Raw genomic sequence first — 24,111 nt, 5'->3', positions numbered from 1 at the left:
CCGGAGGAGATGCGGGGAGCGGTCAGGACGTGATGCGGTGCGGCACGAACGCCGCGCCGTCGTCGGTGATCAGGCCGGCGGTCTCGCGGATGCCCAGGCCCGCGGCTGTGTCACCGACCAGCCAGGCGCCGAGCACCGGGCGGTAGCCGTCGAACTCGGGCAGCGGGTCGAACATCTGGTAGACGAAGCCCTCGTCGCCGTAGACGCCGCCGGTCGCCGTCTCGTACCCGGGCGCGACGACCTGGATGTTCGAGCCCTCCCGGCCGAGCAGCGGCTTGCGGACGTACTCGGTGAGGATCCCGGGGTCGTTCAGCGACGCGGGCAGCAGGTTGGGGTGCCCGGGGTAGAGCTCCCACAGCACCGCGAGCAGCGCCTTGTTCGACAGGAGCGTCTTCCACAGCGGCTCCAGCCAGAGCGTCTCCGGCAGGCTGCGGGTGACGTGCTTGCCGAAGTCGTCGGAGAGCATCCACTCCCACGGGTAGAGCTTGAAGACGCCCGACATCGGCGCCTCCTCCAGGTCCACGAACCGGTCCAGCGCCGAGTCCCAGCCGATGTCCTCGATGGACAGACCGACGGTGTCGATGCCGGCCGCGGCCGCGGTCTCCTGCAGGTACCCGACGGTGATGTGGTCCTCGCCGGTGGACTCCGCGCCGGACCAGGTGAAGTGCACCTCGGACGACGGCAGTCCCTGCCGGATCTCGCCCCAGCGCTCGACGAGCTTCTCGTGCAGGGAGTTCCACTGGTCGTCGCCGGGGTGGACGTCCTGCAGCCAGTACCACTGCAGGATCGACGCCTCGAGCAGCGACGTGGGCGTGTCCGCGTTGTACTCCAGGAGCTTGCCCGGGCCGGAGCCGTCGTAGCGCAGGTCGAACCGGCCGTAGACGTACGGGTCGGCCCGCCGCCACGACTCGGCGACGGCCTGCCAGCTCCACTCGGGCAGCGCGAAGTCCTTGAAGCGCTCCGTCGTCACCACGTGGTCGACGGCGGTCAGGCACATCGAGTGCAGGACCTCGACGTCGGCCTCGAGGGAGAGGATCTCGTCCATCTCGAAGACGTAGTGCGCCGACTCGTCCCAGTAGGGCCGCTCACCGCCGGAGCCGTCCCGGCCGGGCGTGCCGAACACCAGGCCCTGCTCGGCGACCGTGCGCTGCCAGTCCGGACGCGGGGTGCCGCGCTCGCGTCGCACCGATCAGCTCCCGGACGACGAGGACGAGCCACCCGAGGACGACGAGCTGGACCCGCCCACCCCGAGGCCACCGCGCGAGATGGTGCTGCCGGAGGTGCCGCTGCGCACGGTCGTCCCGCTCTTCGACGCCGCCGGCGGCGGGTTGACCGAGCCACCGGTCGCGACCTGGCCGACACCGCCGGTGCTGCCGTAGTTGTAGTGGTACTGGCGCCCGCCACCACCGAGGAAGATCGGGACGAACGCGAACCCGCCACCGCCGTTGCTGACCTGGCCCTGCTGCGAGGCGCCGGCGCAGTTCTCGTCCGGGACGACGACCTGGTTCTCGTCGACGCACTGGGCGACGACCTCCTCGTCCGGCGAGGACGCGGCGTAGACACCGGCGATCAGCGCGACGACGCCGATGGTGGCGCCGGCCCCGATCAGCACCCGCTTCGTCGTCCGGGAGCGGGCCTCCTTCTGCCGCACGGCCTCGCGGTCGGCGCGCAGCTTCTGCTCGCGGGCCCGCTTCTCGGCCAGCGTGGGCTCGCGGGGTGCGGTGCTGCCGTCCTGCTGACGGATCCGGCCGCGCGGTGCCGCACCGGTGCGGTCCGGCTGCGCCGCAGGCGTACCGGCCGGCGGCGTGCGGTCGTCGGCGCCCTCGGCCGGGTCGTGACCCGGCTGCCGTCCATCGCTCATCGAAGATCACCCATCGCGCTGCATCCCCCCGGGCCGCAGGCTACCCGGCCCATGGCCGGCCCCGGCGCGCGATCCTGATCTCGATTCGGCTGCGTTTCGTCGTCCGCCGGCCCGACGAGTGGTCGCACCGGTTCCGCGTCGGTCCCGCACCGGCGCCGTCACCTGCACGTTCACAGCACGCCGCCGACCGATGACCGCGCCGGCGACCCGGCCGGGTGAGGGTGCGGCGCGCCGGACTGCATCATGGACGGGCCATGGATCCCAGCTCCCCTGCCGGCTCCGCGCCCCGCCGGCCCGCCGAGACCGGTCCCGAGACGACCGGCGAGCAGGCCTACGACGGGTACGACGGCCGCTACTCCCGCGCCACCGGTGGGGCGACGTCGGTCATGGCCCCGCCGGAGCGTGCGACGTCCGCGACCCCGGTGGCCCCCGGCCGCCGTCGTCGCCGGGACGAGACCGACGCCGCCTCCTCCGCGTCGGACGACGGCTCCGTCGTGACGCAGGGCGGCAGCCCCGCCGGGGGCCCGTTCGGTGCCCGCCGGATCGGGATCGGGGTCCTCGTCGGCGCGATCCTCATGTTCACGGTGGCGTCGCTGGACTCGCTGCTCGGCGCCGAGGTGCCCGTCCTGGGGTCGTTCGCCTCGTCCGGGGTGCCGCGCGTCGAGGAGCCGCCGCCGCTGCCGCCCCCGCCGGACGTGCCCGGCACCTGCCTGAGCTGGGACCGTGCCGACGCGACCGACACCGCCGCCGTGAACTGCGCCCAGCCGCACCTGTTCGAGCAGGCCGGCCGGGTCGCGCTCGCCGACCAGCCGGTCTTCCCGACCGACGCGGCCTGGCAGAAGCTCGTCGCGGACCGGTGCACCCCGGTCGCGACCAAGTACCTGAACGGGAAGTTCGACCCAGACGGCAAGTTCCGGGTCGGCGCGCTCAAGCCCTCCGAGGCGCGCTGGAACGAGGGCGACAAGGGCATGCGGTGCGGGCTCCAGATGGCGTCCCGCAGCGGGAAGATGTTCCCGATCACCGGCAAGGTCGCCGAGCAGGACCAGTCCGCGGTCCAGCCGGCCGGCACCTGCCTCGGGATCGACGGCCGCACCGTCGGCGACCCGACGGACTGCGCGGGCCCGCACGCCGTCGAGACGGTGGGCGTCGTGGACCTCGGTACGGAGTTCAAGGAGGGCTGGCCCGCGGTCGAGGACCAGGACAAGTTCCTCCAGCCGGCCTGTACCGACGCCGCCAACAAGTTCGCCGGCAACGACAAGGTGATCGGCGAGAAGAAGCTGACCGTCTACTGGGGCAACCTCGGTGAGGAGTCCTGGAAGGCCGGCAGCCGCAAGGTCAACTGCAACATCGGCACGCTGCTGCCCGACGGCAGCGGGTTCGCGTCGGTGACCGGGTCGGTCAAGGGCAACATCGTGGTCGGTGACCAGGCGGCGCCGTCCGCACCGGCCTCGCCGGGCGCCACCGCCTCCCCCGAGGAGTCGTCCCCGCCCGCAGAGGGCTCGCAGGCCCCGGTCGAGCAGCCGGAGTCCGAGCAGCCGGCCGCCCCCGACACCGGGGTGGCGCCACCGTCGCTGGACGTTCCGCCCGGGCTCCCCGGGCTCGGCGACTGAGGCCGGCTCGGGTGCCGGTCCCGATGCCACCGGACCGGTTCGACGAACTGGTCGGCGAGGCGCTCGATCTCGTCCCGGAGGAGCTGACCCGGGAGATGGACAACGTCGTCGTGCTGGTCGAGCCGCGGAACCCGGAGGAGCCCGAGCTGCTGGGCCTCTACGAGGGTGTCGCCCTGACCGAGCGCACGGCCGACTACGCGGGCGAGCTACCGGATCGGATCACGATCTACCGGGATGCGGTGCTGGAGTTCTGCGAGGACGACGACCACGTCGTCGACGAGGCCGCGATCACCGTGGTGCACGAGATCGCGCACCACTTCGGCATCTCCGAGGACCGCCTGCACGAGCTCGGCTGGGGCTGACCCCGGCCGCCGCCCGGGGTCAGTGCGACGAGGGGGTCCGGTCCGGCATCGGGTCCCACAGCTCCCGGGTCCAGCCGCCGGGGTCCCGGCGGAGGACGACCCGTCCGGTGTTCGGGATCGGGTTGTCCCGGCCGAACTGCGCGTCCGGGCCGTCCAGCAGCGCGAGCGTGAGGAGCCGGATCGCGGCGCCGTGGCTCACCACGACGACGGCCCCGGAGGTGACCGGCTCCAGCGCCGTGGACACGTCCGGCAGGAACCGGTCCCACACGTCCTGCACGGACTCGCCGCCGGGCATCGGCCGGGTGACGTCGCCGTCCCACCAGGCCTCGAAGATCCCGTCGAAGATCTCGCGGGCGTCGTCGTCGGCGCGCCGGTCCAGCTCGCCGACGTAGACCTCGTGGGCGCCGGGCAGCGACCGCACGTCGAGCCCGAGCACCTCGCCGATCGGGGCGGCGGTCTCCTGGGCGCGGACGGCGCGCGAGGCGTACAGCGCCCGGACCGGCCAGCCGCCGAGCAGCCCGGCGACGGCGCGGGCCTGCTCGTGCCCGAGCTCGTCGAGCCCCGGGCCGGACAGCCCGGTGTCGAGGGCGTGCCGGACGTTCGACGGGGTCCGCCCGTGCCGGACCAGCACCAGCCGGACGGCGCCGTCGTCGGGCGGTACGGACGGCAGGCGGGCACCGACCCCGACGGCGGCGAAGGACGCGGCGCCGTCGTGCTCGTCGTCGGGTCGGCCGTCGTGCGGCGCGGTCATCTGCGGGCCCCCTCGCGGACGGCGGCGAGCCAGCGCTCGGACGCCGCGTAGTCGTCGGCGGTGGCGGTGTCCAGCGGCACCACCGGGCTGCCGGTCCCCTGCACGGGCTCCGGCGGCACGTCGGAACGCGGGAACGAGCCGAGGTAGATCAGCCGGTCGCAGCGGCGGTACAGGGCGGCGAGCGCCTCCCCCATCGCCGGCTCCGAGACGTGCCCGGAGCAGTCCAGGTGGAACCAGTACTCGGCGTGCCGGTCCTTGACCGGGCGGGACTCGATCCGGGTCAGGTCGATCCCGCGCACGGCGAGCTCGGTGAGCAGGCCGAGCAGGGTCCCGGGCCGGTTGGTGGTCGTCGCGGCGAGCGTGGTGCGGTCCCACCCGGTCGGCGACGCCGGCGGCGCGGGCCGGGTGAGCAGCACGAAGCGGGTGACGGCGCCGGCGTTGTCGGCGATGTCGTCGGCCAGCACCGCGAGCCCGTGCCGGTCCGCGGCGAGCGGGGCCGCGACGGCCGCGTCGACCTCGCCGCGGGCGGCCTGCGCGGCGGCCTCGGCGGTCGAGGAGCTGACTCGGACCTCGGCGCCGGGCAGGTTCGCCGCCAGCCAGCCGCGGGTCTGGGCGATGCCGTGCCCGTGCGAGGCGACCGTCCGGATCGCGGCGGGATCGGTGCCGGCCCGCCCCAGCAGGCAGAACCGGACCGCGATCCGGGCCTCCCGGGCGATCACCAGCGGCGGGTCCTCCACGAGACCGTCGAGGACCGGCGGGACGGCCCCCTCGACGGTGTTCTCGATCGGGACGCAGCCCGCGTCGACGGAGCCGTCGCGGACGGCCGCCAGCACGGCGGGCGCGCCCGGCAGCGGGACCAGCTCGGCGTCGTGCGACTCGGGCAGCGTCCGCAGGGCCTGCTCGGTGAAGGTGGCGTGCGGGCCCAGGAATCCGATCCGGGCCATGCTCAGTCCAGCAGACCGAGCGCGACGAGATCGGCGATCGGCACCGGGTCCGGGTCGACGCCGCAGCGCGGCAGCACCGTCCGGACCTGCTCCACGGCGGCCTCGGGCAGCTCGTCGAGCTCCCGGGCGAGCGCCTCGCCGTCGGTGGTGTCCAGGGCGTCCTCGACCGGTTCGGGCGAGGCGCTGACCCCGGTCATCCGGGCGACGGCGACGATCAGGTTCAGCAGGCCGTGCCGGCCGCGGGTGAAGGACCCGGACGGCTCCTCGCGCACGATCCGGTCGAATCCCTGCGCGGAGATCCCGCCCGTGCTGCTCTCCAGACCGGCCTGGAGGAACCGGTGCACGTCGCCGGTCTCCGGGACGTCCGACGGCCGGGGGCCGCCCATCCGGATCTTCGGCGTGCAGCCGTGCCCGGCGACCTTCCGGACGGCGGCGAGCCAGGCCTCCGTGCCGTCGGCGTCGCCCTCGACGGGGCGGCGCGGCTCGACGACCGGCGTCACCTCGTCCGGGACGAACTCGGAGACCCGCTCGAGCCACACGCCGTCGACGTCCGGCGGGGCGGCGCACTCGACGGTGCTCGGCGTGAGCAGGCTGGAGCGGGAGAACACGGTCGACAGGGCCTTGGGCACCGCGCCGAGGCCGGTGTCCACGACCAGGGCGAGCTCGGCCGGCCTGTTCGGCGCGGACCGGGCGAGTTCGGTGACCACGGCGGGAAGCTGCGAGGCCGGGCACACCAACCGCCCGACGAGGCCTCCGTAGTGACCGTCGCGAGCGGCGAGGTAGCGGGACACCACCGCGTCCACTCCCGGTGCGACGGCCCGGGGCTGCAGGAGGCTGGTGTCGTCGACCAGCGCGGCCAGCAGCGGACGGATCGGCCACGGGTCGGCAGCTGAACCCGAGGGCACGGTCATCACGCCGACGACGCTAACGGTCGGGTCACGGCCGGTGGACAACGGGGGTTCTCCCCACGTGCCCAGCAGCACAGCCACCGCACTATGGACAGGCAACACTCACGACTGATTAGGTAAGGGTTGCCTAATCGGAGGTGAGAGTGGGAACCACCCGCACGCGACGTCCGCCGACGCCCGCCGTCGCCGAGCGCGCACGCAGCCTGGTCATGCGCGGCGGCACCGCCGCACTCGTCGGGACCGGCGAGCCGGAGCCCTGTGCGCCGCTGATGCACCACACCTGGCCGGACGGCACGACCGACCTGCTGCTGCCCGACGACCACCGGGTGCGCGAGCAGGCACGGCTGTCGGCCGACGGGCTGCCGGTGATGCTGGAGCTCACCGGGCGGACACCGGTGCCGCTGCCCGAGCCGGTCCGCGAGCTGCTGTGGCTCCTGGGGCGGCTGCACGAGCCGGACCCACGGACCGGACGGGAGCGGGCGCTGCGGCTGGCCGAGAAGGCCCCGCACCCCAACCTGCTCGACGCCGGCCGTGGCGCGACGCTGCTGCGGCTGCACCCGTCGTCGGGGGTCTACTCCGACGCCGAGGGCTGCGCGTCGGTCTCGCCCGCCGAGCTGGCGGCCGCCGACCCGGACCCGTTCTGCCAGGTCGAGCAGCCCTGGCTCGAACACCTCGACCAGGCGCACCCCGAGATGCTGTGCGCGCTGCGCCGGCACCTGCCGCACGGCCTGCGCGGGGTCGACGGCCGGATCCGGCCGATCGGCGTGGACCGGTGCGGGCTGCGGGTGCGGGTCCCGGCGCCGGGCGGCGGGACGCAGGACGTCCGGCTGTCGTTCTCCTCCGAGGCGACCACCCCGGCGGAGCTGCAGAAGCGCTTCGCGGAGCTGGTCGGCTGCCCCGCGGTACCGCAGACGGAGGGCTGAGCGTCAGGAGCCGGCGCCGGCGAGGTGCTCGGCCTGCACCTTCTGCGTCACCTTGCGCTCGGCCACGAACGACGCGACCGGGACGGTGCCCGCCGCCAGGATGACGACGGCGAACACCGGCTTCCAGCGGCACCGCTCGGCCAGGATCAGCGTGCACACGATGTAGATCATGTACAGGAAGCCGTGCACCATCCCGATCAGCGCGACCGGGCGCGGGTCGCCGAACAGGTACTTCGCCGGCATCGCGTAGAAGGTCAGGAGCAGCAGCCCCACACCGGTCACCCAGGCCGAGATGCGGTAGGCCCGCAGGGCGGTCGCGACGGTCACGGGGTGGACTCCTCCCGGTGCCGGACCGACAGGCGGGCCAGCTCCTCGTTGTAGGCCCGCAGCTGCGGGTCCGTGCTCCGGGGCGCGGTCACGCCGGCCGGACGGGCGGTGAAGGGCGACGGCCGGGCGGGCTCGTCAGCCGTGGCGTCGGCGGCGTCCGCGGTGGGCTCCGGGGCCACGTCGCGGGGAGCCGGCACGGCGCCGGCCGGCCGGCCGCCGTCGTCCGTGGACGGAGCGGCGGGATCACCGGGCTCGACGCCCACGCCGGCGGCACGCAGGTCGCGGATCTCCATCCGCAGGAAGCGGAACCACATCACGCCGAAGAACACGGCGAAGACGGGCCACTGCAGGCCGTACCCGATGTTCAGGGCGGAGCCCATCGCCGAGCCGGCCCGCTGCCACTGCCAGACGGCGAGCCAGCCACAGGCCACCATCGCGCCGAGCGTGAGCACGTGCCAGACCATCCACCTCGGGGACAGCAGCAGCCGCATCACGCCGACCAGGGTACGCAACCGCCGGACCGGTGAGCCGCGCCCGCCCGAGCGGTACGTCACGTACCTCCCGGGACCGGTCCGACGTGCACGGTGTGCCACTCGACGGGTGTCCGCCGCGGGGGCCGGTCCCGCCGCGATGCCATGATCGGCCGTGTGACGACGGCGAGCACGCTGCGGACCTGGCTGATCCCGCCCCGCCCCGCCGACCCGGCCCCGGTGACCGACCGCCGGGAACGACGGCTGATCGGGCTGGAGATCGCCGTCGTCCTGACGGTCACGCTCGGGCTCTCCGGGCTGCGCAGCGCGCTGTCCCTGCTCGAGGCGCTCCTCGCCCCGGCCCCCCTGGCCGACCAGCAGGTCACCCTGAACGCACCGGCGTCCACCGACGCCTGGATCGACCTCGCGTTCCAGCTGGTCCGGGCGCTCCAGCTCGCCGGCTGGGGCGCCCTCGCCGCCTACCTCCTGCTGCGCGCCGGGTTCGCGCTGCGCCGGGTCGGGCTCGACGGACGACGTCCGTGGCGGGACGCGCTGCACTCCGCCGGGCTCGCCGCGCTGATCGGGATCCCCGGGCTGGGGCTGTACCTGATCGGGCGGCTCGCCGGGATCACCCCGGACGTCGCCCCGAGCACCCTCACCGACGTCTGGTGGCGCATCCCGATGCTCGTCCTGTCGGCGGCGGCGAACTCCTGGGCTGAGGAGGTCGTCATGATCGGCTACCTGCTCACCCGGTTCCGGCAGCTGGGCTGGTCGGAGAACCGCTCCGCGCTCACCGCCGCCGTGGTGCGCGGGTGCTACCACCTCTACCAGGGGATCGGGGCCTTCTTCGGGAACCTGGTGATGGGCCTCGTGTTCGCCCGGTACTGGCAGCGCACGAACCGGCTCTGGCCGCTGGTCGGGGCGCACCTGCTGATCGACATCGTCGCGTTCGTGGGCTACGCGCTGCTGGTGGACGTACTGCCGTTCTGACCGCGGAACGGCGGACGGATCACTCCTCCTCGGCCGGGCCGGAGACCAGCAGCACGACCGTCTCGCCGGCGAACCGGCCCTCGCCGATCGACGTCACCAGCCCGAGCAGCGCCTTGCCGACGTAGACCCGGTCGGGCGCCCACCCGTGCCGGCCGCGGAACCCGGTGAGGAACGTGTCGAGCTCGGGGCTGCGCCGGGCGAACCCGCCGCAGTGGAACCGGTGCTCGATGGTCCAGTTGTCCAGGCCGTGCCCGAGCGCGGCCCGGTGCAGGGCGTCGACGTCGCCGTCGAGCGAGTGCGCCCCGCGCAGCGCGCTGATCCCGACGACGCGGCGCCCCGCCGGCAGCGCCGCCGCGATGCCGGCGACGGTCCCGCCGGTCCCGACCGCACACACGACGGCGTCGTAGGGCCGGTCGAGCTCGCGCACCATCTCGGCGAGCCCGGGCAGCGCGAGGGACGACGTCCCGCCCTCGGGCACCACGTACGGGTCGCCGAACCGCGCGTGCAGCTCCGCGAGCACGTCCGGGTCCGTCTTGCGCCGGTAGGTGCTCCGGTCGAGGTAGTGCAACACCATCCCGCGCTCCTCGGCCCGGCGCAGACCGGGGTTCGTCGGCCGCTCCTCGCCGCGGATGACGCCGATCGTCCGGAGGCCGAGCCGCTCACCGACCGCCGCGACGGCACGCACGTGGTTGGAGTGGGCGCCGCCGAAGGTGAGCAGGGTCCCGGCGCCCCGCTCCCGGGCGTCGCGGACGAGGTACTTCAGCTTGCGCCACTTGTTGCCCGGCACGTCGGGGTGGAGGAGGTCGTCGCGCTTGAACAGGACACGGGTCCGCCCGAACGCCGGATCGCGGATCTCGACCAGCGGCGTCGGCAGCGTCAGCTCCGCCTCCCACACCCCGTCCACGACGGTGCAGCGTACGGCGATCGTGGCGTTGCCCGGCCGGAGCCGACCGGCCACGATCTCGGACATGGGACTCGGGTCGTGGCGGGCACGGCGGGCCTCCGGCGGGGTCGCGCCGGACGGGATCTGGCTCAGCCACTACGGCTACACCAGCACCTCGCGCGGTCCGCTGGAACGCCGTCACCACGTCACCGTCCGGACGAGCAGGCGCGGGCGGATCGTGATCGCGAGCATCCCGGGGTCGAACGACTCGCGGCTCCGGCTCGACCTGGTCCGGGCCGATCTCGTCCTCACCGGCACCTGGACCGAGCACACCGCCACCGACGGCCACTATCGTGGCGCCCGCTACCACGGCGCGATCCAGCTGGTGGTCGACCCGACGGGACGTTCCGCGCGGGGCCGCTGGGTGGGCTACGACCGGGCGGGAGAGGTCGACAGCGGGCCGTGGGAGTTCACGTTGCTGACCACCGACGCCGGCCCCGCCGCGGTCCGTGAACACGCCCGTCCGGCCGCCCCGACGGAGGTCACCCGTCCTGACGAGAAGGGCCCCTCACCAGGGGAAAGGTGACCCTGTCCAACTGAGACGGACCTCAACTCTTGAGCGGTTCAAGAAAGCTCGCGAGAGCGCTAACCTGGGAGCCATGACCGACGTGACCAAGTTCCACGCCCTGCTCCGCGACCAGATCCGGAGCGAGTTCACCGCGAGCCAGCAGTACCTGGCCGTCGCCGTCTGGCTGGACGACGAGGACCTCCCCCAGCTGGCCGCGCACTTCTACGCGCAGGCCCTCGAGGAGCGCAACCACGCCCTGAGCATGGTCCAGTACCAGCTGGACAACGACCTCAAGGCGACCATCCCGGGCGTCAACGACGTCCAGACCGAGTTCGCCTCCGTCGAGGAGGTCGTGCAGCTCGCACTGACCCAGGAGAAGCAGGTCACCGAGCAGATCACCACGCTCGCCCGGACCGCCCGCGACGAGGGCGACTACCTCGGCGAGCAGTTCCTGCAGTGGTTCCTGAAGGAGCAGGTCGAGGAGGTCGCCTCCATGCAGACCCTGCTCACCGTCGTCCGCCGCGCCGGCGACAACCTCTTCCACATCGAGGACTTCGTCGCCCGCGAGCTCAAGGCCGAGGCCGCGGACCCGACGGCGCCGGCCGTCGCCGGCGGCCGCGCCTGAGTCACCCCCGTCGGTCCGCCCGGGGCCCGGTGCCACGCGCACCGGGCCTCCGGGGCCGCGGATCAGCGCAGATCAGCGCAGCGTGATCTGCTTCCCCGCCAGCACCTCGCGGGCCCGGTGCTCGGCGTCCGTCAGCGGCTTCTCGGCCAGCCCCGCCAGGGCCTCGTCCAGCCGCTTCGCGAACTCCGCGGCAGAGCCCGCCCACTCCGACGAGTGCATCTCCCGGTCGACGTCCCAGACCGGGACCAGGAGGCCGTGCGCCCGGAACGATCCGGCGTAACGGGACCCCTCACCGAGCTCTAGCCCGTCCTGGTCGGACAGCCGGGCCAGCGCGTTCATCAGGGCCGTCTCGTCCTCGGTCCGCACCCAGCGCACGTGCGCCTTCGAGCCCGTGTCCACCCAGTACGCGCCGCGCACACCCGGCGCCGCGACCGCCTCGGTCGGCATGATCACCGCGTTGGCGCGCTCCAGCATCGCCTGCGCCTCGGGGTCCGGCTCGTCCCCCGGGATCCACCAGGAGAAGTCGCCGTGCACGGTCGGCTCCAGCGGCGTGTCCGGGTCGAGCACGTCCTGCAGCCGCTCGCCGGTGCGGCGGTCCGGACCCACGACCGGCAGCGACGAGCCCGGCTCGGCCGAGCGGGCCCAGGCCAGCGCGCCCGCGAGGTCGGCGGACAGGTCACCGGAGCGGGTCTGCACCTGCATCCCGATCAGCACGTCGCCGTTGTCCCGGACGATCGCTGCGGACGCACCGGGCAGCACCGACGCCAGCGTGACCGGGCCGCCCGAGCGGACCGGCAGCGGCGCCGTCGCCGACGGCAGGAACTCCCGCATCGCGACGAGATCGGGTTCCACGGCCAGACCCTCGAACGGCCGGATGACGATCACGTCGTCCCCGGCGCCGTGGCAGGCCTTGTACCGCTTGCCCGACCCGCACGGGCACGGCCGGCGGGGGTTGTCGGCCGCGGAGCCCTCGGTACGGGTGGCACGGTTGCGCGTCTTCTTGCCCATCGGAGGCAAGGTAGCGGGTCATGCATGCGTTCGATCCGGCCGACCCCGGTTTCCTCGCCGATCCGTACCCCTCCTACGCCGAGCTGCGCGCCGCGGGCCCGGTGCACGACCACCCCGGGCTCGGCCTCCCGGTCGCGGTGAGTCATGCGGCGTGCTCGGCCGTCCTGCGCGACCGCGGGCTGGGCCGGATCTGGTCCGACGCGGAGCCGGCGGCGGAGCTGGCGTCGTTCAACCTGCTGCACCGCAACTCGCTGCTGGAGCGCGAGGGCGAACCGCACACCCGCCTCCGACGGCTGGTGGCGTCGGCGTTCGCCCGCGGGCACACCGAGCGGCTGGCCCCGCTGGTGCGCTCCCGTGCCGAGGCGCTCGTCGACGACCTCGTCCGGCGGGTGCGCGACGGCGAGCCGGCCGATCTCGTCGCGCTGGTCGCCGAGCCGCTCCCGGTCGCGGTGATCGCCGACCTGCTCGGGGTGCCGGAGGACCGGCGGGAGCCGCTGCGGGACTGGTCGGACGCGATCGTGCGGATGTACGAGCCCGACCCCGGCGACGACGGCCGGGCCGCCGCCGAGCGGGCCTCCACCGCGTTCGTCGCGCTGCTCCGCGAGCTCGTCGCCGAGCGCCGCGCGGGTGGCGGCGGACCCGGTGGCCCGGACGGGCGGGACCTCGTCGGGGACCTCCTCGCCGTCCGTGGATCGGCCGACGAGTCCTCCGACCGGATCTCCGACGACGAGCTCGTCGGGACCGCCGTGCTGCTCCTCATGGCGGGCCACGAGGCGACGGTGAACGTCGTCGGCAACGGGGTGTACGCACTGCTCCGGCACCCGGAGCAGTGGCAGCGGCTGCTCGCCGACCCGTCGCTGGTCGGTACGGCCGTCGAGGAGCTGATCCGCTTCGACGCCCCGTTGCAGCTGTTCGACCGCACCGCCGTGACGGACACGACCGTCGGCGGACACCCGGTGCCCGCCGGGACCCGGATCGGGGCCCTGCTCGGCGCCGCCGGACGCGATCCGGCCGTGTTCGGCGACGACGCCGACCGGCTCGACGTGGGCCGCTCCCCCAACCCCCACCTGGGCTTCGGCGCCGGCGCGCACTACTGCCTCGGCGCGCCACTGGCCCGGCTGGAGATCGCCGAGGCGCTCCGGGCACTGGTGCGCGAACTGCCCGGCGCCGCGGTGCACGGGACACCGGTCCGCCGCCCGCGGTTCGTGATGCGCGGCTGGGCGGAGCTGGCCCTGACCGGCTGAGCCGGACGGACGCTGTTCCACTGCGCCGTCCGACGTACTACGAGATCCGTTCGCTGAATTGCCGACGCCTGCGCGCAATCACAGTTCCAGGAATTGCGGGAACCGGTGGAGGGGATCGGAGAACGCTCGCAGGCCTCGTGGTGAAATCATGCGGGTGGAATCATGGTCGGAAGTGCTCCGCGGCGCATGGGACGCTCCCGGCGTGCGCTATGCGTGCCTGGCCGATCCGGTCGCCGGGACCGTCGTCGCGGCGCACGGAACGACCGGGCACGACCCGGAGCCGGACGGTGGGCACCCGCCGGCGGGGAGCGACGATCCGGCAGGCGCCGTGCCGGACGACGTCGCTGCGGTGCTCGGCTGGGGATCGGCCGAGGCCGGGCGCACCGGACCAGCCTTCGAGGACGCGGTGATCACCACCGGCGAGGCGTACCACCTCGTCCGTGTGCTGCCCCGGGACGGCACGGCGCTGCTCGCCTACCTCAGGGTCGACCGGGTGCGCGGCAACCTCGCGCTCGCCCGCCGGGCGCTGCTGGCCCTTCCGGCAGACCCGTCTCCACCTGCGAATACGTCGATCCTGGAGCCGGCCCCTCCCGCGACGGACCACCCGGACGCGACCGCGTCCACGATGCCCCGGCTCCCGGCCGTCGTCGTGCCGGAGCAGGCCGCGGCCCCCGCGGTGGAGCGGACCCCGCGACCGGTGATCCCGCTCCCGCGCCGGGAGCCCGGTCCGGCCGGCGGCTCGGGGACCCCGCCCGCGGCACTCGCGCCGGCGCCCCGCACCGCCGGGCCGGCGGCCGCCGACGAGCCCGCCGCCGTCCCGTCCGGACCGCCGGACGGACCGGGTGGCGGATGGGCCGACGATCTCCGCACGATGGCCCGGATCCTGGCCGGCCTGCGCCGGCTGGATCGATCGCCCACGACGGACGGTTGACGGTCGGGAATTCAGGGTTATCGTTGTCGTTCTCCACGGTGAAATCGACGAAGATCCGTTCCGGCCCCCCGCAGGAATGGCCGTAGGAGTCGGCTCCCTCGAACTCGAACGCGGCGCTCTGTGCCGTGCGGAGGCAACTGTAATGAACAACATCGATCGTTCGCTGGACATGGCCGCCAACATCAAGGGCGCCTTCGCGGTCGCGATCGTCGACTTCGACAGCGGCATGACGCTCGGCTCCCGCGGCGGCAGCCCCGAGTTCGACCTCGACGTCGCGGCCCCCGGCAACTCGGAGGTCGTCCGCACGAAGCTCGAGGTCATGCAGAAGCTCGGCCTGCGCGAGACCATCGAGGACATCCTGATCACGCTGGACACCCAGTACCACCTGATCCGGATCATCCGCGGCACCGACGAGCAGCTGTTCTTCTACCTCGTCCTCAACCGCGCACAGGCGAACCTGGCGATGGCCCGGCGCGACCTGCGGGTCATCGAGCAGCAGTTCGCGATGGCGTCCCCGCAGTCCGCCCCGCAGGCGCAGGGCCAGACCTACTTCCCCGCGCAGCAGCGCTGACCGGCGCGGAGCCGCCTACCCGCATGGGACGTCACCGGCATGCCGTGGCGGTCCGGACCGACGGCCTCGCCGCCGTGCTCGGACCGCTCCTCGGCGACCCCAGGATCCGGTCCGCCGCGCTGATCGACGTCGACAGCGGCATGGTGCTCGACGTCTGCGGCCCGGACACCGCGGCCGGGCGGTTCGGCAACGGCCGGGCCGCCGAGCACGACCACCGGGACGAGGTGCGCGGCGCCGCACACGCCGAGCTGGTCCGGATCGGGCTCGCGCTGTCGCCCGGCTCGGGTGGGGTGCTCGGGCTCGTCCTGGAGGCGGGCCCGGACCGGCACGTGCTGCACACCGTCGCGGACCCGCACGGCGGGTTGCTCGCGCTGTCCGTGGTCGTGCGTGGCCCGGACCGGGTGGTGGCCAAGGTCCGCAGGCAGCTGCGGTCGGTGTCCGAGGCGGCGCTGACCGCGGGACCCTCGGTCGCGGTCCGGCCCGGTTCGACGGCGTGGTCGGTGGCCCGGCCGGACGGCGCTCCGGCCGATCCGGTGCACCCCGGCCCTGTGAGCTCGGGACCGGTCGACGAAGCGGCCGTGGAGACGACCGCGCCGCACCGGCCCGTCACCGAGCTGCAGGCGCCTCCGCCGGCTCCGGTGGTGTCGGGTCCGGCCGCTCCGCTGCGGGTGGCGCCGCTGTCGGCGATGCTCCCGGCGCCGCGCCCGGAACCGCCCGTACCAGCAGCTCCCGCGGACCCTGTGGATCCGGCTCCAGCAGACCGGTGATCCACCGGACGACGCGGATCGTCCGGTACGCGGTGACCGCGGCGACCGCGTTCGCCCACACGTGCAGCACGACCCCGTCGGCCAGCGCCTGCGTGCCCGACCGGAAGCGCCAGACCAGCGCGACCGTCGCGAGCAGCAGCGACGCGATCCAGAGCCCCCACCACACGAGCAGCTCCCGCGACGGCGAGGGCCGGCGCTGCGGCTCCAGCCCGAGCGCCGCGTGCTCGGTCTCCGCCAGCAGGGATCCGGGAGCGGCGAGGTTCCAGCCCGGCACGACCCAGCCGGCCACGATCCACCGACGGCTGCGCCAGGCCCGCGTCCCCGACCTGTCGGCCGCCGCGCGATAGGCCCACAGGCTCCAGGACACGGTCAGCACACCGGCCGCGATCACCGCCGCCACCGAGGACCAGCCGCCGAACCAGACCATCGCGTCGGACCAGCCGACGGCGACCGGGGACAGCGCGTCGGACCGGCTGACCAGCAACAGGCCGTACCGCCACGCCTCCGCGACCGCGGCGATCGCGCTCACGACGACGAGCACCCACAGCACCGGGATCAGCTGGCCGGCCAGCCACCGGGCCCGGTCGATCGGCTGGGCCGGACCGTCGCCCGGCGACACGGGCCGCCGCCACGGCCCGACCGGCAGACCCCATCCCGGCACCGACCGGTAGCGGGGCGGACCGGCGTAGCGGTCGGTGCCGCCGGACGCCGGCGCCGGATCGGACACGGTGCCCGGCACGGTCGCCACCCAGTCCAGCGCCGCCAGGTACCGGCCGCACCACGGGCAGAAGGCACCACTGCCGGGCGGAGCCGTCCGGCCGCACCGCGGGCACGGCGGCGGTACGCGGCCACCGGTCTGCGGCGGGATCCGCCCGGGTACGGACACGGCTCAGGCGATCCGGGGGGCGCTGCCGTCGTCGGTGATCACGTCGCGACCCGAGGCCGCCCAGTCCTGCATCCCGCCGGCCACGTTCACCGCGGGGAAGCCCTGCTGGGCGAGGTAGGCGACGACCCGCCCGGAGCGGCCGCCGGAGCGGCACACGACGAAGAGCGGGTCGTCGGTGGGCACCTCGCCCATCCGGCCGGCCAGCTCCGACATCGGCAGGTGACGGGCGGCCGGGGCATGGCCTGCGGTCCACTCGTCGAGCTCGCGGACGTCCAGCAACGGGGCGTCGGCGGGCACGTCGGACACGCTCACGGTGGGCACCTGGTCGGACATGGCGCCATCCTGCCACGCACCACCGTCAACACCCGGTGAGAGACGGACGCGCCGGCCCGGGGGTCCCGGACCGGCGCGTCGGACGACGGGTCAGTTCCGCCGGTCGTCGCGGTAGAGCGATCCGTGCGGGATCGTCACTTCGTTCGGGTCCACCGGCGGCACCTGGCGGTACCCGCCGGTGGCGTGCACCGGCCGGTGCCCACCGGTCCCCTGCCCGCCCTGCCACCCGGGCCGGCCGGACGGGCCGACCGCGGGCTGGGTCCCGGTCAGGCCGGTGTTGCCGAACAGATCGCCCGCCTGGCTGCTGGTCCGCGACCGCATGCCCGGCTCGCCGCCGTTGCGGCCGTCACGGCCGTCGCGCGGGGGCCGCGGTGCCTGTGCCGACCGGTCCTGCACCGGCCGGTGGCCGGCCCGGTCGGCCAGCTCGGAGGCCGGCACGGCGGTGGGCCGCGGCTCCTCCTTGGGCGGTGCGGTGGACCGGACCGCACCGGCACCGGTCAGCGAGCGGACCTCCATCTCGGCGTAGCGGGCGGCGTTGAACCGCTCGCGGCCACCGAGCACGGTCCCGATGACGCCCAGCAGGAACGACGCGGGGATCGACACCAGGCCCGGGTTCGACAGCGGGAAGATCGCGAAGTCGGCGCCCGGGATCATCGAGGTCGGCGACCCGGAGACCGCGGGCGAGACCAGGATCAGCCCGACGCAGATCACGACACCGCCGTAGATGCTGCACAGCGCGCCGGTCGTGTTGAACCGCTTCCAGAACAGCGAGAACAGGATCGTCGGCAGGTTCGCCGACGCGGCCACCGCGAACGCCAGCGCCACCAGGAAGGCGACGTTCTGGCCGTTCGCGACGATCCCGCCCGCGATCGCGACGAGCCCGATGACCAGCGCCGTCGTGCGGGCGACCTTCACCTCGGAGTCCGGCGAGGCCTGCCCGCGGCGCAGGACGTTGGCGTACACGTCGTGCGCGAACGACGCCGACGCGGTGATCGTCAGGCCGGCGACGACCGCGAGGATCGTCGCGAACGCGACCGCCGAGATCAGGCCGAGCATGATCTCGCCGCCCAGCGCGTACGCGAGCAGCGGCGCGGCGTCGTTCTGGTTCGCGCGGGTGATCGTCCCCGGCGGCAGCAGGGCCGTCGCACCGTACCCGAGCACCAGCGTGAACAGGTAGAAGATGCCGATCAGCCAGATCGCCCAGACCACCGAGCGGCGGGCCTCCTTGGCCGACGGCACGGTGTAGAACCGCATCAGGATGTGCGGCAGGCCCGCGGTGCCCAGCACCAGGGCGAGGCCCAGCGAGATGAAGTCGACCTTGTTCGTGTACTGCAGGCCCGGGTTGAGCAGGGCCTCACCGCGGTCGGAGTTCTCGGTCGCCCGCTCCATCACGGTGGACAGGTCGAACCCGTACCGGCCCAGCACCCAGGTGGTCATCACGGCCGCGCCGGTGAGCAGCAGGCCGGCCTTGATGATCTGTACCCAGGTGGTGCCCTTCATGCCGCCGAACAGCACGTAGACGACCATCAGCCCGCCGACGACGATGATCACCAGCGCCTGCGAGAACGAGTCGTCCTTCGGGATCTGCAGCAGCAGCGAGATCAGGCCGCCGGCACCCGCCATCTGGGCGATCAGGTAGAAGAGCGAGACGACCAGCGTCGAGGTCGCGGCGGCCGCGCGGACCGGGCGCTGACGCATCCGGAACGCCAGGACGTCGCCCATCGTGAACCGGCCGGTGTTCCGCAGCAGCTCGGCGACCAGCAGCAGGGCCATCAGCCAGCCGACCAGGAAGCCGATCGAGTAGAGGAACCCGTCGTAGCCGTAGAGGGCGATCGCGCCCGCGATGCCCAGGAACGACGCGGCGGACAGGAAGTCGCCCGCGATCGCGGTGCCGTTCTGCGGGCCGGTGAACGCGTGCCCGCCGGTGTAGTAGTCGGCCCGGGTCGCGTTGGTGCGGCTGACCCGCAGCACGATCATCAGCGTCACGATCACGAACAGCAGGAAGAACCCGAGGTTCGCGGTGACCGACCCGACCGACTCGGCCTGCGCGAGGACCTGCGTCGTCGCCGTCATGCCCGCACCTCCCCGCCCTGCTCGACGCGGGCCCGCAGCTCGGCGGCCGGGCCGTCGATCTCGCGCTCCGCGAACCGCACGTACAGCGTCGTGATCAGGAACGTGCTGACGAACTGCCCGAGCCCGATCAGCAGGCCGACGGTGATCGTCCCGGTGACGCGGATGGACATGAACTCGGGGGCATAGCCGGCGAGGCCGATGTAGACGAGGTACCAGGCGAGGAAGATCGCCGTCATCGGGAACACGTAGCGGCGGAGCCGACCGCGGAACGCACGGAACTCCGGGCTGGCCTGGACCTGCTGGTAGATCGTGCCGGTCGAGCGCTCAGCGGGGCTGCTCATGGCGCCGTTCACCGGTCCTTTCACATCACGGGGAGGCGGGGAGCCGGGGCCGGCGCGGTGGGGACCACGCCGTCCCCTCGGGGACACACTTCACCTGCCCAACGACGAGCTCACGGCGCGGGGAACGTCGTTGCGCGGCACACCGTCGAAGTCCCCCGATCCGGCCCAACACGTGGCCTCTTCCGGCTACGCAGCGTCAGCCGTTCGGAGTATCCCTTCAGGTGCGGTCATCCAAACGATCACGCATCAGCCCCAGACGTTCGGGAGCGTGCAGGCGCAGCAGTACCTGACCGGCGTCCGCGGGGCGCCGCGACCGGGTCAGCTCCGACACCACGACCATGGTCAGGAAGGCCAGCGGCGCGCTGACGATCGCCGGCCGGTACAGCAGCACACCGGCCCAGCCGCCCGAGCCACCCGGGAGGAACGCGTCCAGCCCGGCCAGGGCAGCGATCACCGCACCGGCCGAGGCGACCCCGCCGACGACGACGCCCGCGATCGCCCCGATGTCGGTGAGCCCGCGCCACCAGATCCCCAGGATCAGCAGCGGGCAGAACGTCGACGCCGCCACCGCGAACACCAGCGCCACGGCCTCGGCGAAGTTGAGCCCGGTCGGGACCAGCGCGACGACCGTCGGCACGATCCCGGCCAGCACCGTGGCCAGCGGGAAGCGCCGGGTCATCTTGCCGCGCCCGGCGAGGACGTCGGTGGAGATGACGCTGGCCAGGCTCACCAGGAGCCCGGACGCCGTGGACAGGAACGCCGCCCACGCCCCGGCCGCCACCAACCCGCCCACCAGGATCCCGAGCACACCGCTGCCCAGGATCGCCGACGGCAGCAGCAGGACGGCCGCGTCGGTGCGGCCGGTGACCAGCAGCTGCGGCGTGTACACCCGGGACAGCACGCCCATCAGCGTCACCAGCAGGTAGAAGCCACCGAGCATCGCGATGACGAGGACGGCGCTGCGCCGGGCCGCGCGGCCGTCGGAGTTCGTGTAGAAGCGGCCGAGCACGTGGGGCAGGCCCATCGTGCCCAGGAACGTCGCGAGGATCAGCGAGTACGTGGCGAGCAGCTGGTGCTGCTCGCCGCCGCCGAAGGGGCGCAGCCAGCTCTCGTCGTCGGACGGGGAACCGCTGGTCACCGGCACCGGCTCCCCCGCGGCGAAGTCGAGCTCGGTGCCGGGGGCGACCTCGTGGGAGGAACCGGCGACCCAGCGGAGCGGGCCGTCGACCGGCTGCCCGTCGACGGTGCCGCGGGCGGTCACGTCGACCGAGAGCCGGACGTCGAGGGTGACCGGGGTGGTCACCGAGACCGTCGTCGGCTCACGGAACTCGGGCGGCTCGTCACGGGCGAAGGTGTGCGAGTCGCCGAACCAGACGGCCAGCCCGATGACCACCGGGACGGCCAGGGCGGTGAGCTTGAACCAGTACTGGAAGGCCTGCACGAACGTCACCGACCGCATGCCGCCCAGCGCCACCGTGGCCAGCACGATCACGCCCGCGGCGGCGGCACCGATCCAGTCCGGCAACCCGGTGACGATCCCGAGCGTCAGTCCGGCGCCCTGGATCTGCGGCAGCAGGTAGAGCCAGCAGATGACGATGACGACGCTCGTGCACACCCGGCGCAGCGCGGGCGAGGCGAGCCGGGCGTCGGCGAAGTCCGGGACCGTGTAGGCCCCGGACCGGCGCAGCGGGGCCGCGACGAACAGCAGCAGGAACAGGTAGCCGGCGGTGTACCCGACGGCGTACCAGAGGGCGTCGACACCCTGGAGCAGGATCAGCCCGGCGATGCCGAGGAACGACGCCGAGGACAGGTACTCGCCGGAGATCGCACCGGCGTTGAGCCGGGACGGCACCGACCGCGAGGCGACGAGGAAGTCCGAGGTGAGCCGGGTGCGGTGCGCGATCGACCCGATCACTCCGGACACCACCGCGACCAGGACGATCGCGATCAGGGAGACGACGGCGGTCACGGTCATCGATCGGCCACGTCCTCGGCGAACTCCTGCTCGGCTGTCTCGGCGGACCGGACATACCACCAGCCCAGGCCCAGCAGGAACGGGTAGACGAGCACGCCGAGCAGCAACCACGGGAGCCGGATGCCGAGGACCGATATCCCGCCCAGCGCCGGCACGGCCATGAACAGTGCCGGGAGCATCCCGATCCCGAACAGTGCGACCAGGCTGACCCGCAGCGTCAGCAGCAGCTGGGTGCGGACCAGCGAGTTGCGCAGGAGGGTGCCGACCGCGCCCGGATCCTGCACGTCGGAGAGCCCGCGGGACGAGTGGGCCGTCGAGCGGCGCTCGGAGAGCACGATCCGGACCCGGCCCGCGCCGGGGCCCTCGTCGGACTGCTCGGCCTCGTCCTGCTCGGGGGCCGGGGCGTCGGTGGGTGCGGCGGCGAAGCGGCGCGGCCGGGCGCCGGTGTACGGGGCCGGGGAGGAGACGGTCAGAGCGGCCGGTGTCGCGCCGGTGTCGGGAGCGGGGGCGGGCGCGACCGGGGCGTCCAGGCCGGGGGCGCGCCAGATGACCTCGGTGCGTTCGGTCTCGTGTTCCGGCAGGTGCGGACGGCCTGCGTCGTCGGTGTCGTCGTCGTCGAGGTCGTCGCCATCATCGAGGTCCCCGAGGTCGTCGGGCAGGGCCCCGCGCGTCCCGTCGTCGGGAGCGCCGGCCGGATCGGCGAAGGCCGCCGGGCCGGGGAGCGAGACGATCCCGTCCGCGGCGTCGTCGGTCGGCTCGACGGGGGCGGGGGTGCTGCGCCGCCCCGCCGCGGTCCACCGGGTCGGGACGGGCCGGGTCTCCGGATGTTCCTCGGTGGCCGTCCCGTTCTCGGTGGCGGCACCGGCGTGCAGCGCGTCGGGATCGGGCGACCAGCCCCGGTCCCAGACCGGCGACGACGCCCCCGGCACCCGCCGGGGGAGCCCCGAGCCGCCGTCCGCGGGCGGCCACTGCTTGCCGCTGTCGGACGGGCCCGGTCCGGTGGGCGGGGTCCCGGCGACGTCGCGCACGCCCTCCGGGGCGTAGGGGTCGGGCATCCGGGTCGAGCGGGGCCGCGGACCCGACGGACGGCGCGGGCCGGCGGACGGTGCGGGCGCATCGTCGCCGCGCTCGTCGCGACCGGCGGGGGCGTCGTCGGCGGCGGCCGTGCCGGCGGGTGACGACGCGGCGCGGGTCGCGCCGGAGCCGCGGGGCAGGGCGGCCGCCTCGTCGGACGCTCCGTCGCCCGGCTCGTCCTGCGGTGTCGTGGCCCGACCGCGGGCGGGATCGACCCGGGCGTGCCGCCCGGACTCCCCGGACCTCCCGGCGACCCGGCGGGCGATCTCCTGCTGCAACCACGCGGAACCGCTACCCGGGTCGGACGCGGAGTCCGGTCCGGTGTCGTCACGGCGGGCGCGCCGCCCGGACCGGCCGGACGGCTCCGGTGCGTCGCTCGTCTCCTGCGGGGTGTGCGGTGCGGCGGCGCCGGCATCGGTGGACCGCGGAGCAGGGGTGGGACGTTCCCCGCCGGGGTGCGGCGTGGGCGACGGCTCCGCGGCGCCGGTGGCGTACGGCGGCGCCGGACGTGGTGTCCCACCGGTCGTGCCGGAGCGCGGGGGCTCGGCGGGGCGCGGGTGACCGGCCGAGAGGTCCGGGCTGCGCGGGCGCGGCGGGACGGCGCCCGGCGCACCCCCGCGGGGGTGGCCGTCGGCGGGGGTGGGCCCGTCGGCGGAGGCCCCCGGCCAGGACGACGTGCCGCCGGGACCGGCCGGGTGCGCGGCGCCGTCGGCGCGGTCGTCGCCGGCGTAGGGGTCCGCGGACCCGTCGTGGGTGTCCGACGCCTGCTCCGGCTTCGGACGCACCGACGGCTGGACGCCGCCGGTGGGCCTGCTCACCTCTGGCTCCACGCCTGCTTGGTCGCGCGGACGAGACGGTCCTTCAGCTCACGGGTGTGCCGGCGGCTGACCGGCAGCTCGGCCGTCTCCGCGCCGGACCCGATCCGGACGACGTACCCGGACCCGGCCAGCCGCAGCTCGGTGACCAGCGGCAGCGCCACCAGGAACGAGCGGTGGATCCGGACGAATCCGGCATCACGCCAGCGGTCCTCCAGCACCGACAGCGGGATCCGGACGAGGTGGCTGCCGTCGGTGGTGTGCAGCCGGGCGTAGTCGCCCTGGGCCTCGACGTAGCGCACCGCGGACCGTGGGACGAGCTTCGTGGTGCCGGCCAGCTCGACCGGGATCACCTCGTCGTCGCCGCCACCCGTGACGGTGCCCTCCTCGCGGACCGGCTCGACGGCCCCGGCACGCCGGGTCGCGAGGATGCGGTCCACCGCGGCCGAGAGCCGTTCGGTGCGCAGCGGCTTGAGCAGGTAGTCGATGGCACCGACGTCGTAGGCGTCGACGGCGCGGTCGTCGTGCGCCGTCACGAACACGATCGCCGGCTGCACGGCCATGTTCTGGAGCACCCGGGCGAGCTCCAGGCCGTCGAGCCCGGGCATGCGGATGTCGAGGAACACGGCGTCGATGTCGGTCTGCTCGGCGACGTCGGTCCCGCCCCCGGGGCCGGACTGGCCCCCGGCGGGCGCTCCCGCGCGGCGACCGTTCAGGATGCGCAGAGCCTCGGTGGACTCTCCCGCCTTCAGGACGGTCGCGACCCGCGGTTCGTCGTTCAGCAGGAAGGCCATCTCCTCGAGCGCGGGCTGCTCGTCGTCCACCGCAAGCACGACGAGTCCCCGAGCGGTGTCGTTGCTGTCCACGATCT

Annotated in this window: 24 protein-coding genes and 1 pseudogene; 9 read left to right on the top strand and 16 right to left on the bottom strand. The window is 74.3% G+C overall.

Translation table 11 applies throughout. The features are described 5' to 3' along the window. Positions 1-22: 22 nt before the first annotated feature. Positions 23-1,186: a glutathionylspermidine synthase family protein gene (locus Ae150APs1_RS17180; protein WP_075298928.1), complete on the bottom strand. Its 1,164-nt coding sequence runs from the start codon at positions 1,184-1,186 to the stop codon at positions 23-25. A 3-nt stretch (positions 1,187-1,189) separates the two neighbouring features. Then, positions 1,190-1,861, bottom strand: coding sequence for a hypothetical protein (locus Ae150APs1_RS17175; protein WP_050802298.1), 672 nt, complete (start codon positions 1,859-1,861; stop codon positions 1,190-1,192). Between the two features lie 254 nt (positions 1,862-2,115). Here Ae150APs1_RS17175 and Ae150APs1_RS17170 point away from each other — a divergent pair, with 254 nt between their 5' ends. Together Ae150APs1_RS17170 and Ae150APs1_RS17165 are read left to right on the top strand one after the other, a co-directional pair. Next, a complete protein-coding gene (locus Ae150APs1_RS17170) occupies positions 2,116-3,471 on the top strand; it encodes a septum formation family protein (protein ID WP_075298926.1) in 1,356 nt (451 codons plus the stop codon). A gap of 11 nt (positions 3,472-3,482) precedes the next feature. Continuing rightward, the gene (locus Ae150APs1_RS17165) at positions 3,483-3,833 is read left to right on the top strand and encodes a metallopeptidase family protein (RefSeq protein WP_075298924.1); all 351 of its coding nucleotides are present in this window, start codon (positions 3,483-3,485) and stop codon (positions 3,831-3,833) included. A 19-nt stretch (positions 3,834-3,852) separates the two neighbouring features. Here Ae150APs1_RS17165 and Ae150APs1_RS17160 read toward each other — a convergent pair whose 3' ends face one another. The 3 genes from Ae150APs1_RS17160 to Ae150APs1_RS17150 are packed head-to-tail and all read right to left on the bottom strand — an operon-like array spanning position 3,853 to position 6,439. Next, positions 3,853-4,584 carry a histidine phosphatase family protein gene (locus tag Ae150APs1_RS17160; protein WP_083680184.1) on the bottom strand — a complete coding sequence of 244 codons (732 nt, stop codon included), beginning with the start codon at positions 4,582-4,584 and terminating at the stop codon, positions 3,853-3,855. After that, positions 4,581-5,528, bottom strand: coding sequence for a prephenate dehydratase (gene pheA / locus Ae150APs1_RS17155; RefSeq protein ID WP_060574374.1), 948 nt, complete (start codon positions 5,526-5,528; stop codon positions 4,581-4,583). The genes Ae150APs1_RS17160 and pheA overlap by 4 nt, the downstream gene beginning before the upstream one ends. Positions 5,529-5,530: 2 nt before the next feature. Next, positions 5,531-6,439, bottom strand: a complete 909-nt coding sequence (locus Ae150APs1_RS17150; RefSeq protein ID WP_075298922.1) for a hypothetical protein — start codon at positions 6,437-6,439, stop codon at positions 5,531-5,533. A gap of 140 nt (positions 6,440-6,579) precedes the next feature. Between Ae150APs1_RS17150 and Ae150APs1_RS17145 the strand changes: the two genes are divergently transcribed. Further along, positions 6,580-7,359: a DUF2470 domain-containing protein gene (locus Ae150APs1_RS17145; RefSeq protein WP_010227522.1), complete on the top strand. Its 780-nt coding sequence runs from the start codon at positions 6,580-6,582 to the stop codon at positions 7,357-7,359. Positions 7,360-7,362: 3 nt separating this feature from the next. Here Ae150APs1_RS17145 and Ae150APs1_RS17140 read toward each other — a convergent pair whose 3' ends face one another. Next, the gene (locus Ae150APs1_RS17140; protein WP_010227524.1) at positions 7,363-7,686 is read right to left on the bottom strand and encodes a DUF3817 domain-containing protein; all 324 of its coding nucleotides are present in this window, start codon (positions 7,684-7,686) and stop codon (positions 7,363-7,365) included. Beyond that, on the bottom strand, positions 7,683-8,240 hold the full coding sequence (locus Ae150APs1_RS17135) for a hypothetical protein (RefSeq protein WP_083680183.1): 558 nt from the start codon (positions 8,238-8,240) through the stop codon (positions 7,683-7,685). Before Ae150APs1_RS17135 ends, Ae150APs1_RS17140 begins: the two co-directional genes overlap by 4 nt. Positions 8,241-8,333: 93 nt before the next feature. On the opposite strand from Ae150APs1_RS17135, the gene Ae150APs1_RS17130 reads away from it, so the two are divergent. Next, positions 8,334-9,146 (top strand): CPBP family intramembrane glutamic endopeptidase, encoded by an 813-nt coding sequence (locus Ae150APs1_RS17130; protein ID WP_227012736.1) that lies wholly within the window; start codon positions 8,334-8,336, stop codon positions 9,144-9,146. A 19-nt stretch (positions 9,147-9,165) separates the two neighbouring features. Here Ae150APs1_RS17130 and Ae150APs1_RS17125 read toward each other — a convergent pair whose 3' ends face one another. Further along, positions 9,166-10,116 (bottom strand): pyridoxal-phosphate dependent enzyme, encoded by a 951-nt coding sequence (locus Ae150APs1_RS17125; protein WP_083680182.1) that lies wholly within the window; start codon positions 10,114-10,116, stop codon positions 9,166-9,168. Here Ae150APs1_RS17125 and Ae150APs1_RS17120 point away from each other — a divergent pair. Together Ae150APs1_RS17120 and Ae150APs1_RS17115 are read left to right on the top strand one after the other, a co-directional pair. Next, positions 10,115-10,615, top strand: a complete 501-nt coding sequence (locus tag Ae150APs1_RS17120) for a hypothetical protein (protein ID WP_075298920.1) — start codon at positions 10,115-10,117, stop codon at positions 10,613-10,615. The two genes, Ae150APs1_RS17125 and Ae150APs1_RS17120, sit on opposite strands and share 2 nt — an antisense overlap. 73 nt (positions 10,616-10,688) lie before the next feature. Next, positions 10,689-11,222 carry a ferritin gene (locus Ae150APs1_RS17115; protein WP_010227536.1) on the top strand — a complete coding sequence of 178 codons (534 nt, stop codon included), beginning with the start codon at positions 10,689-10,691 and terminating at the stop codon, positions 11,220-11,222. Positions 11,223-11,294: 72 nt separating this feature from the next. Here Ae150APs1_RS17115 and Ae150APs1_RS17110 read toward each other — a convergent pair whose 3' ends face one another. Continuing rightward, on the bottom strand, positions 11,295-12,230 hold the full coding sequence (locus Ae150APs1_RS17110) for a DUF5926 family protein (RefSeq protein WP_010227538.1): 936 nt from the start codon (positions 12,228-12,230) through the stop codon (positions 11,295-11,297). A 20-nt stretch (positions 12,231-12,250) separates the two neighbouring features. Here Ae150APs1_RS17110 and Ae150APs1_RS17105 point away from each other — a divergent pair, with 20 nt between their 5' ends. The 3 genes from Ae150APs1_RS17105 to Ae150APs1_RS17095 all read left to right on the top strand — a co-directional run bounded on the left by Ae150APs1_RS17105 (position 12,251) and on the right by Ae150APs1_RS17095 (position 14,976). Next, positions 12,251-13,474, top strand: coding sequence for a cytochrome P450 (locus Ae150APs1_RS17105; protein ID WP_075298918.1), 1,224 nt, complete (start codon positions 12,251-12,253; stop codon positions 13,472-13,474). A 202-nt stretch (positions 13,475-13,676) separates the two neighbouring features. Beyond that, positions 13,677-14,405: a hypothetical protein gene (locus Ae150APs1_RS17100; RefSeq protein WP_075298916.1), complete on the top strand. Its 729-nt coding sequence runs from the start codon at positions 13,677-13,679 to the stop codon at positions 14,403-14,405. Between the two features lie 142 nt (positions 14,406-14,547). Next, positions 14,548-14,976 (top strand): hypothetical protein, encoded by a 429-nt coding sequence (locus Ae150APs1_RS17095; protein ID WP_010232647.1) that lies wholly within the window; start codon positions 14,548-14,550, stop codon positions 14,974-14,976. A gap of 606 nt (positions 14,977-15,582) precedes the next feature. Here Ae150APs1_RS17095 and Ae150APs1_RS17085 read toward each other — a convergent pair. From Ae150APs1_RS17085 to Ae150APs1_RS17055, 7 genes and pseudogenes are all read right to left on the bottom strand, one after another. After that, positions 15,583-16,491: a DUF4328 domain-containing protein gene (locus Ae150APs1_RS17085; protein ID WP_075329490.1), complete on the bottom strand. Its 909-nt coding sequence runs from the start codon at positions 16,489-16,491 to the stop codon at positions 15,583-15,585. 141 nt (positions 16,492-16,632) lie between these two features. After that, a complete protein-coding gene (locus Ae150APs1_RS17080) occupies positions 16,633-16,962 on the bottom strand; it encodes a rhodanese-like domain-containing protein (protein ID WP_010232649.1) in 330 nt (109 codons plus the stop codon). Positions 16,963-17,436: 474 nt separating this feature from the next. Beyond that, positions 17,437-18,939, bottom strand: a pseudogene (locus Ae150APs1_RS17075) (cation acetate symporter); the annotation flags it as partial. A 92-nt stretch (positions 18,940-19,031) separates the two neighbouring features. After that, on the bottom strand, positions 19,032-19,376 hold the full coding sequence (locus Ae150APs1_RS17070; RefSeq protein WP_060576379.1) for a DUF485 domain-containing protein: 345 nt from the start codon (positions 19,374-19,376) through the stop codon (positions 19,032-19,034). A gap of 217 nt (positions 19,377-19,593) precedes the next feature. Further along, entirely contained in the window at positions 19,594-21,351 is a 1,758-nt protein-coding gene (locus Ae150APs1_RS17065; protein ID WP_075298910.1) for a cation acetate symporter, read from the bottom strand. Next, positions 21,348-23,243: a hypothetical protein gene (locus Ae150APs1_RS32865; protein WP_212567220.1), complete on the bottom strand. Its 1,896-nt coding sequence runs from the start codon at positions 23,241-23,243 to the stop codon at positions 21,348-21,350. Before Ae150APs1_RS32865 ends, Ae150APs1_RS17065 begins: the two co-directional genes overlap by 4 nt. Beyond that, complete coding sequence (locus Ae150APs1_RS17055; RefSeq protein WP_075302217.1) at positions 23,240-24,106, bottom strand: LytTR family DNA-binding domain-containing protein; 867 nt, start codon at positions 24,104-24,106, stop codon at positions 23,240-23,242. Before Ae150APs1_RS17055 ends, Ae150APs1_RS32865 begins: the two co-directional genes overlap by 4 nt. Between the last annotated feature and the right edge of the window lie 5 nt (positions 24,107-24,111).

This window comes from Pseudonocardia sp. Ae150A_Ps1 (assembly GCF_001932315.1).
Classification (GTDB): domain Bacteria; phylum Actinomycetota; class Actinomycetes; order Mycobacteriales; family Pseudonocardiaceae; genus Pseudonocardia.
This window is presented reverse-complemented; position numbering and strand designations above follow the sequence as displayed.